Source organism: Pseudoalteromonas sp. L21 (assembly GCF_021728035.1).
Taxonomy (GTDB): Bacteria; Pseudomonadota; Gammaproteobacteria; order Enterobacterales; family Alteromonadaceae; genus Pseudoalteromonas; species Pseudoalteromonas arabiensis.
This window is the reverse complement of the sequence record NZ_JAKKCV010000004.1, coordinates 576,862-586,637: the sequence shown is the minus strand read 5'-3', so window position 1 is coordinate 586,637 and position 9,776 is coordinate 576,862. Positions and strand designations below refer to the sequence as shown.

General features: G+C 41.7%; 8 protein-coding genes. 7 read left to right on the top strand and 1 reads right to left on the bottom strand.

Annotation, left to right across the window (positions count from 1 at the left end; genetic code table 11):
• The first annotated feature begins 405 nt into the window (after positions 1-405).
• The 5 genes from L3V41_RS14465 (at position 406) to ihfA (ending at position 5,933) form a co-directional block, all read left to right on the top strand.
• Positions 406-1,461 (top strand): DUF2066 domain-containing protein, encoded by a 1,056-nt coding sequence (locus L3V41_RS14465; protein WP_062568834.1) that lies wholly within the window; start codon positions 406-408, stop codon positions 1,459-1,461.
• Positions 1,461-2,171 carry a DnaA regulatory inactivator Hda gene (hda, locus tag L3V41_RS14460; protein WP_193988946.1) on the top strand — a complete coding sequence of 237 codons (711 nt, stop codon included), beginning with the start codon at positions 1,461-1,463 and terminating at the stop codon, positions 2,169-2,171. The genes L3V41_RS14465 and hda overlap by 1 nt, the downstream gene beginning before the upstream one ends.
• Before the next feature lie 76 nt (positions 2,172-2,247).
• Entirely contained in the window at positions 2,248-3,228 is a 981-nt protein-coding gene (pheS, locus tag L3V41_RS14455) for a phenylalanine--tRNA ligase subunit alpha (RefSeq protein ID WP_062568835.1), read from the top strand.
• Positions 3,229-3,243: 15 nt separating this feature from the next.
• On the top strand, positions 3,244-5,631 hold the full coding sequence (gene pheT / locus L3V41_RS14450; protein ID WP_237115125.1) for a phenylalanine--tRNA ligase subunit beta: 2,388 nt from the start codon (positions 3,244-3,246) through the stop codon (positions 5,629-5,631).
• A gap of 2 nt (positions 5,632-5,633) precedes the next feature.
• On the top strand, positions 5,634-5,933 hold the full coding sequence (ihfA, locus tag L3V41_RS14445) for an integration host factor subunit alpha (protein WP_036969033.1): 300 nt from the start codon (positions 5,634-5,636) through the stop codon (positions 5,931-5,933).
• A 42-nt stretch (positions 5,934-5,975) separates the two neighbouring features.
• Here the strand turns inward: ihfA and L3V41_RS14440 are convergent, their stop codons facing one another.
• Positions 5,976-6,776: a DUF2989 domain-containing protein gene (locus L3V41_RS14440; RefSeq protein ID WP_062568837.1), complete on the bottom strand. Its 801-nt coding sequence runs from the start codon at positions 6,774-6,776 to the stop codon at positions 5,976-5,978.
• Positions 6,777-6,949: 173 nt separating this feature from the next.
• On the opposite strand from L3V41_RS14440, the gene L3V41_RS14435 reads away from it, so the two are divergent.
• Positions 6,950-8,392, top strand: a complete 1,443-nt coding sequence (locus L3V41_RS14435) for a glyceraldehyde-3-phosphate dehydrogenase (RefSeq protein ID WP_062568838.1) — start codon at positions 6,950-6,952, stop codon at positions 8,390-8,392.
• A gap of 201 nt (positions 8,393-8,593) precedes the next feature.
• On the top strand, positions 8,594-9,721 hold the full coding sequence (locus L3V41_RS14430; protein WP_062568839.1) for a M14-type cytosolic carboxypeptidase: 1,128 nt from the start codon (positions 8,594-8,596) through the stop codon (positions 9,719-9,721).
• Positions 9,722-9,776: the final 55 nt, after the last annotated feature.

The window sequence follows — 9,776 nt, the reverse complement described above, 5'->3', positions numbered from 1 at the left end:
ACATCCTACTGCGTAGCGCACCATGGCTCCTAATTAGAGAAACCCGATTCGAAAGAGTCGGGTTTTTTGTTGCCTGTAGAAAAATAAAACACCCAACCAAGACCCTACTACTTCTATCCTTGTAGGCGTAGTGTGGAATTCGCCATGTGAAAGTAGGACATCCTACTGCGTAGCGCACCATGGCTCCAATTAGAGAAACCCGTTGCAGCAATGCAACGGGTTTTTTCGTATGTGGTCGCGATTTTACATCGTGCGCGCTATTTTCTCTGACTCTTAAGGCACACTCGCAACAACTTCTCTAAGCGTGGCGACGAACTTGTCAGCTGGCGTTCATTAAATTAACTTTGCTTTGTTTATGGCTTTGATTTAGGATCAAAACAGTTTAAAAGCAAGAACTAATGGCCTGTGTCTAGATTACTTATTTGTTTATTATTATTTTTTTCGAGTGCTTCAACTTTTGCTGTTGAGGTGACTAATCTATATCAAGATACCCTTAAAGTTGCAGATAAATCACGTGATGCTCGCTTAGCTGCCAGTCGTGAAGCACTGCTCAATGTGTTGGTAAAGGTCAGTGGTGATACAACTGCAGATCAAAATCCTGTTGCTAAACAGCGTACTCGTGACATATCAGATTACATGCTCAAGTTCGAATACGACGAAAAAGCAGATGGTAGTTTAAATCTGGTCGTTAAGTTTGAAGCGAACAAAATTAATGCGCTGATTAAGGAGCTTGGCTTGCCATTATGGGGCACGCGTCGTCCTTTAGTCGCTATTTGGCTTGCAATAGAAGATAACTGGCGTCGGGAGCTGGTAACACAGGAATCCTACCCGCAACTTGAACAGCTAATTTACGATAAAGCAGGTGAGCGTGGTTTAGCAGTCGTTGTCCCTTTACTTGATCTACAAGACCGCTCAATTGTTGGTATTCCTGAGGTATGGGGTAACTTTTCTGAGCCAGTAGAGCGTGCGTCGAGTCGTTATAGTGCAGAGCGAAGTATTACTGCAAGAATGTATCAACAACAAGATTCAGAAACGTGGATCCTTGATTGGCGTTTTACAAATGACGATCTTTTCGAAACTAATCGTCTGGTAGGTGATAAGCAACAGATTGTTGCTGATATGGTTGATAGTTTAGCCTCAGGCTTAGCATTAGAGTATGCGATAGACCCAACTACGATTGGCCAACTTGCATCAGCAAAATTTTATTTAAAGGGTATTAATAATTTTGTTGATATTGAACTTGCAAAACGTCGATTAGCAACTTTGAGTGTTGTTACCCGTGTAGAAATTTTGCTACGTACACCTGATATGGTGCAATTCCATGTTAATCACACAGGCAGTATGAACGATTTTAGAAAAGCATTAGAACTTGATAGTGCCTTTAAAGCCTATCAGGACCCTCGAGATTTCTATCAAATCATTAATCAAGATGAACTTGAATATCAGTGGCAGGGGCTTTAATTCTAGTGCAAGATCCTATGCAAATGGCACTGCCGGTTACGTTACCTGATGATGAAACGTTTACGTCTTATTTTGGTGGCGAAAATTCTCTTGAGGTTAGTCATCTTAAAGATGCATTTACAAAACTAAGCAGTAAATTCCAATATACTTATTTATGTGGTTTAGGTGATTCTGGAAAGTCTCACTTGTTGTACGCAACCTGTATTGACGCCCAAGAACGTGGTTTGTCAACGATGTTACTGTCTATGAGAGAGGTGATTGATTACGGGCCTATGGTTCTTGATGGCTTGGAGACTCTTGATGTTTTATGTATCGATGACGTTCATTTAGTGGCTGGTAATGATGCGTGGGAAAAAGGCTTATTTAACTTTTTCAATCGCTTTAACGAGCCAGGTAAATACTTGGTTGTCACTGCCGATCTATTACCTGATATGCTGCATATCAATCTACCTGATCTTGTATCGCGTTTGAAATGGGGCACGACATTGCAAATACGCTCAATGAGTGACGATGACAAAGCTGAAGCACTTGTACGCCGTGCTCACATGCGTGGTCTTGAACTGACCGACGAATGTGCGCGCTTTTTATTAACGCGACTAAGCCGCGATATGCGCGCACTACTCGATGTTTTAGATAAACTTGACCATGCCTCTATGGCTGCGCAAAGAAAATTAACAATTCCTTTTATAAAATCAACGTTAAAGCTTTAGTAGGGCTAGAATCTAGTCCTTGCTTTCAGTTATCATTAGCTATTACAAAATCCTTCTGTGAAAGACCAGGTACTCAATGAACTTAGAAAATATTTTAGCGCAAGCACTCGAGGCTGTAGCCAGTGCGAATGAAATCGCGCAATTAGAAGATATCAGGGTTAATTACCTTGGTAAAAAAGGTGAAATCACCAACTTACTTAAAACGCTAGGCAAGATTGCTCCTGAAGAGCGTAAAGAAGCGGGTCAAGTGATTAACCAAGCAAAACAAGAAGTACAAACAGCCATTAACGAAAAGCGTGAGTTACTAGCAAGTAAGGCTCTTGAAGAGAAACTAGCGGCAGAAACAATCGACGTAACTTTACCAGGTCGTGTTATGCCAACAGGTGGCTTACACCCAGTAACTCGTACTATTGAACGTATTGAAAGCTTTTTTGGTGAGCTAGGTTTTGCGGTTAAATCAGGTCCTGAAGTTGAAGATGATTTTCATAACTTCGATGCGCTAAATATTCCTGAGCATCACCCAGCACGTGCTGATCACGATACTTTCTATTTCAACCCTAAGCTTGTGTTACGTACACAAACCAGTGGTGTACAAATCCGTACCATGGAAACTGAGCAGCCACCACTGCGTATCATCTCTCCAGGTCGTGTTTATCGTAACGATTACGACCAAACACACACGCCAATGTTCCACCAAGTGGAAGGTTTAATGGTTGATACAGATGTAAGCTTCACTGAGTTAAAAGGTATTCTGCACGACTTCTTACGTAACTTCTTTGAAGAAGACATGGAAATTCGTTTCCGTCCTTCTTACTTCCCATTTACCGAGCCATCAGCTGAGGTTGATGTTATGGGTAAAAACGGCAAGTGGTTAGAGGTATTAGGCTGTGGCATGGTTCACCCTAACGTTCTTAAATCAGTGGGTATTGATCCAGAAAAATACACAGGCTTTGCATTCGGTATGGGTGTTGAGCGCTTGACTATGTTGCGTTACGGCGTAAACGACTTACGTGCATTTTTCGAAAACGATTTAAAATTCCTAAACCAGTTCCGTTAAGAGTGAAGATATAAAATGAAATTTAGTGAAAAGTGGTTAAGAGAGTGGGTTAACCCAGCAATCGACACACAGGCTCTTTCGGAACAGTTATCAATGGCTGGTCTTGAAGTTGACGGTGTTGAGCCTGCAGCGGCTGAGTTCACAGGCGTTGTTGTTGGTGAAGTGGTTGAATGTGGTCAACACCCTGACGCTGATAAATTACGTGTAACGAAAATAAACGTAGGTGGTGATGAGCTACTTGATATCGTGTGTGGTGCACCTAACTGTCGCCAAGGTTTAAAAGTAGCGGTTGCGACTGTTGGCGCTGTATTACCTGGCGACTTCAAAATCAAAAAAGCCAAACTTCGTGGTCAACCTTCACACGGTATGCTGTGCGCATTCGTTGAATTAGGTATCAGCGAAGAAGGCGATGGCATCATGGAATTACCAAGTGATGCACCAGTCGGCACAGACTTACGTGAATACTTAAGCCTTGATGACAACATTATTGATGTTGACTTAACACCAAACCGTGGTGATTGTCTAGGTATTAAAGGTCTAGCGCGTGAAGTGGGCGTACTTAACAGTGTTGATGTGAATACACTTGAAATTGCACCAGTTGCTGCAACGATTGATGACAAAGTATCAATTGAGCTTGTCAATGATGAAGCGTGCCCTCGTTATTTAGGCCGTGTAATCAAAGGTATTAACCTTGAGGCAGAAACACCGCTTTGGATGGTAGAAAAGCTTCGTCGCAGTGGAATTCGTTCAATTGACCCTGTTGTTGATGTAACAAACTACGTGTTATTAGAGCTAGGTCACCCAATGCACGCATTTGATTTAAATGCGATTGAAGGTGGTATTAAAGTACGTAGCGCAAACGCGGGTGAAGAGTTAGTTCTGCTTGACGGCAACACAGCTAAACTAAACGAGTCTACGCTTGTGATTGCTGATCACAACAAAGCGCTTGCTATCGCGGGTATTTTTGGTGGTGAAAAGTCTGGTGTAACTGAAGCAACATCAGACATTTTATTAGAAAGTGCATTCTTCAACCCTGTCGCTATTGCGGGTCAAGCACGTAGCTACGGTTTACACACAGATGCATCACATCGCTACGAGCGTGGTGTAGATTTTGCGCTGCAAAAAGATGCAATGGAACGTGCGACAGCATTACTTCTTGAGATTGTTGGCGGTGAAGCAGGCCCTGTTGTTGAAGCCGTCGCAACTGACAAATTACCAAAAGTGACAGAGGTACGTTTACGTCGTGAGCGTTTAGACCGCGTAATTGGCCACCATATTGATGATGCAAAAGTCACTGACATCCTAACGCGTTTAGGTTTAGACGTAAAAATTGTTGATGGCGTATGGAGCGCTGACGTACCTAGCTATCGCTTTGATATTCGTATTGAAGAAGATTTAATTGAAGAAGTTGCGCGTGTTTACGGCTATAACAGCATTCCTAACGTTGCACCAACTGCTAAGTTAAAAATGACTAACCATGATGAGTCGCATGTTGCGGTCACTAAATTCCGTAATACGCTTGTTACACGTGGTTACCAAGAAGCAATTACCTACAGCTTCGTTGATCCAAAAGCACAAGCAATTTTACACCCGCAAAGTGATGCACTTGTATTGCCACACCCAATTTCAGTTGAAATGTCAGCTATGCGTGTCAGCTTAATGCCGGGTTTATTAGCATCATTAGTGTATAACCAAAACCGTCAGCAACCCCGTGTACGTTTATTTGAGCATGGTTTAAAATTCTTACGCGACGAGAATGCTGAGAATGGTGTAAACCAAGTTGCTGTGATCGGAGGTGTTATCTCTGGTCTTGCTCACGGTGAACATTGGGTTCAAGAAAAACGTAGCGTTGATTTTTATGATTTAAAAGGTGATGTTGAAGCACTTTTAGCGATTAGCAACGATTCATCACGTTTTGAGATAAAAGCAGAGCAGTCTGATGGCTTACACCCAGGCCAATCAGCGGTTATTTATGTTAATGGTAAAAAAGTAGGCTTCTTTGGTGCAGTGCACCCACAAGTGCAAAAGTCACTAGATATCAATAACACAGCATTTGTGTTTGAAATCGAAATGTCTGCATTAGAAAAAAGAAAATTACCAGAAGCTGTGGCTGTGTCGAAATTCCCGTCAAACCGCCGTGATATCGCGATTTTAGTGGAAGATCACGTAAAATCTGGCGATATTTTAAATGTCATAGAAAAAGTTGGCGGAAATCAATTGGTTGACCTAAACTTATTCGATGTGTATAAGGGCAAAGGTATTGAGCCAAATTATAAGAGTTTGGCGATTGCTCTAACACTACAAGCGGTTGATAGAACGCTCGAAGAGAAAGATATCAATCAGGTAGTTGATAATGTGGTGGCCGCACTGGCCGAACAATTTAACGCATCGTTGAGGGACTAGATATGGCGCTTACTAAAGCCGACATAGCTGAACACCTATTTGAAAAACTCGGGATTAATAAGAAAGATGCCAAAGATTTAGTTGAAGCGTTTTTTGAAGAAATCCGCTCAGCGCTAGAAAAAGGTGAGCAGGTTAAGCTCTCTGGATTTGGTAACTTTGATCTTCGAGATAAGAAAGAACGTCCAGGCCGTAATCCGAAAACAGGCGAAGATATCCCTATTTCGGCACGCCGAGTAGTAACTTTTAGACCCGGTCAGAAGTTAAAAACTCGCGTTGAAGTTGGCACAAGCAAATCAAAATGAAAAAAGGCAGCGTTAGCTGCCTTTTTTATTTCTTTTTGCAGTTTAAAAGTCACGAGGGGACACAAACTTACCTGCTTGGATACTGTCGTAGGTTTGTTGTGCTAAATCATCTAAGCTATCTAGGCTCTTACCTGAGGCTGTTAACTTATGTTCGATTGGTAAAATATCAACATTTTCGTAGCCAGATAACTGTGCAACCCGTGCGAAAGTATATGCGTGTTTGTATTTCTCATGTTTATAAAACAAGCTGACTAAAGTTGGGTAGATCTCAGAATTTGGGGTTTCGTCTGCTTTATTGAGTTCTAGTGTTTTGTAAAGCAAGTCGATGGTTTTTTCATCATCAAACTTTACATAATAACTGGCAAGGAAAAATTGCATTTCAGCATTTTCAGTGACACTTTTATCATTTTCTAAAGCAAGCAACTTGGTTAACGCCGATTGGTCATTATTGCGTGACCAGTGATAGTAAAGAAGGCCTGGGTGTTTGGTATCTTTAGTATCCTGGAAGATACGGGTCATTTCCTTAATGCTCGTCAAGTGGCCTTCAACGCGTGAGGTTGTTTTTTCTTTAAGTTTTATATGCTCAATCTTTGCGGCTAACGACACGCATTGGTCATACTTTTCAAAGCCTTTTAAAAGCTGATACTTATTTTCATCGGTAGGCGACTTATATTCAATATAACGTTGCATGATGACGTCTTTGCGTTGCTCTTTACAGTGGCTATCTTTATTTAGATCACTACAAAAGCCAGGGGTTTCTTCACACACTTTGGCCAGTGTTAGCGGATCTTCACACCCAGTTAATGCCAATAAACCAAGCAGCAGGCTTGCTCTTAATAACATTCCTTAACCTCAAGTTAATAAATACTACTTTATTCTAGCGCAATGAATTGATCTGTAACAGTGGAGAATCATCTGAGTTTAAATTAGAATACTCCTGCCAGAGATGTGCTGCTCTCAAATCACAGTGCATTTTTATGGCTATCCGTTCAAAATTGTTTAATTAGGTAAAAAAAATGACCTCATCTCACGAGTTAGAATACACAAGCAGCTGGCAAGAACGTCAAGACTACGCAGAAAGCATGCAACCAATTATTGGTAAGCTTTACCGTAGTCGTGGTATCGAAATTGCTGTATATGGCCGTCCTCTCGTTAATGCCAGTACAATCGATATCATCAAAGCACATAAGACCGTTGCTCAGTTTGAAGGTACAAAACTACGTTTACGTGAAAGCTTCCCATTTCTTGAAGCGATTAGCAAAATGGACTTAAACTCAGCACGTATCGATATTGGTAAACTAGCGTATGGTTATTTATTTAATGATGCAGCTAAAGGTCGTTCAGTTGAAGAGTACCTAACTGACGAGTTGGCAGAAATCGCTAATGCAGAGCGTAAAGAGCCGCGTGATGTTGTGTTATATGGCTTCGGTCGTATCGGTCGTTTATTAGCGCGTCTATTAATTGAGAAATCAGGCCCTTATGCTGATTTACGTTTACGTGCGATCGTCGTACGTGGCGGTAAAGACGGCGACCTAGAAAAGCGCGCAAGCTTACTGCGTCGTGACTCTATTCACGGTCCATTCAATGGCTCTATCACCATTGATAAAGAGCGTAATGCAATTAAAGCTAACGGTAGTTACATCCAAGTTATCTACGCTAACTCACCAAGCGAAGTTGATTACACAGCTTACGGCATCGACAATGCACTTGTTGTTGATAACACAGGTATCTGGAAAGACGAAGCCGGCCTTGGTCAGCATTTAGAAGCGAAAGGCGCTGCAAAAGTATTATTAACTGCACCTGCTAAAGGCAATATTAAAAACATCGTATACGGTGTAAACAACCAAGATATCAAACCTGAAGATAAAATTGTGTGTGCAGCAAGTTGTACTACCAATGCTATTACACCGACATTAAAAGCGCTTAACGATAAGTTTGGTATCAAGAACGGTCACGTTGAAACTGTTCACTCATACACAAATGACCAAAACTTAATTGATAACTACCACAAAGCTGAGCGTCGAGGTCGTGCTGCTGCACTTAACATGGTTATCACGTCAACGGGTGCTGCAAAAGCGGTTTCTAAAGCGTTACCTGAGCTTGAAGGTAAACTAACTGGTAATGCAATCCGTGTTCCTACACCAAACGTATCAATGGCTATCTTGAACTTAAACCTTGAAAAAGGTACAACTGTTGAAGAACTCAATGCGTTCTTACGTGAAACAGCACTTTACTCTGATCTTCGTGACCAAATCGATTACACAGCCTCAACTGAAATCGTCTCTACAGACTTAGTGGGTAGCCGTTACGCAGGTGTTGTTGACTCACAAGCAACAATCGTAGATGACAATCGTGTTGTGCTTTACGTTTGGTACGATAATGAGTTTGGTTATAGCTGTCAGGTTGTACGTTGTATGCGTGACATGGCTGAAGTAACTTTCCCAAGCTTACCTCGCTAATAGCTAAATATTAAAGAATCTAGAAGCCAGCATTATGCTGGCTTTTTTAGTCGTGAAAGTGTTTGCAAATTTTCTGCATGTGATAGGCTGTGCTACGTCTACATCATATTACTAACAAAACGTTCTACACAAGAGCGTTGACTTAATTCTTAACTAACAAGCGAATAGCTAAGAATTATTTTTAACCAATAGGTTTATAGAATGAAAATCACCAGCAATTTTGACAGTGGTAATATCAAGGTTATTGAAGCCGTTGATCCACTGAATATTCAATTAGAAATTAATAAAGACAATCAGTCTGATTTTTTCCAGTGGTTTCACTTTCGTCTTGAAACAACACCGTTTCAAAACCATAAATTACACATAAATAACCTAAAAAACTCAGCGTATCCTGATGGCTGGGAAGGTTATCACGCTGTTGCATCATACGACCGTCAAACGTGGTTCCGTGTTCCTTCTGAGTATGCCGATGGCACGCTATCTTTTGAAGTTGAACCTGAATGTGGCAGCATGTACTTTGCTTACTTTGCCCCATATAGCTATGACCGTCACTTAGATTTACTTGCATGGGCACAAAGCCAGCATGCATGTGAACTAGAAACGTTAGGTGAAACACTTGATGGTCGCGACATGAGTGTATTGCGTGTGGGTATCCCAAGTGATGATAAAAAGATCATTTGGGTCACTGCACGCCAACACCCAGGTGAAACAATGGCTGAGTGGTATGTTGAAGGTTTACTTCATAAACTACTTGACGATGAAGACCCACATGCTGCAGCACTCTTGTCTAAAGCAGTATTTTATATCGTGCCGAACATGAACCCTGATGGCAGTGTGCGTGGTCACCTTCGTACAAACGCGAAAGGCGTTAACTTAAACCGTGAGTGGCAAACACCGAGCATGGAAAATAGCCCAGAAGTATTCTTGGTGCTCAACAAGATGCGCGAAACGGGCCTTGATATGCACTTGGATATTCATGGTGACGAAGCGATCCCTTATAACTTTGTTGCCGGTAGTGAAGGTATCCCAGGCTACGATGATCGCTTAAAAGAGTTAGAAGATAGCTTTAAAGCCGCGCTTTTAACTGTGACGCCAGAGTTCCAAGACGAGCATGGTTATCCAAAAGATGAGCCGGGCCAGGCTAACTTAACGGTAGGTTCTTCGGCTGTTGCCCATGAATTTAATGCATTAGCGTATACGGTAGAGATGCCATTTAAAGATAACGATGATTTACCAGATCCTGATTACGGTTGGTCAGACCGCCGTTCGTATCAATTTGGTCAAGATACGTTAGCGGCCATCGTGAACGTGGTCGATAAACTAAGATAACGCACATTACGGGCATCAGCAAAACTGATGCCCGTAATTGTATCTAGTGATAAGA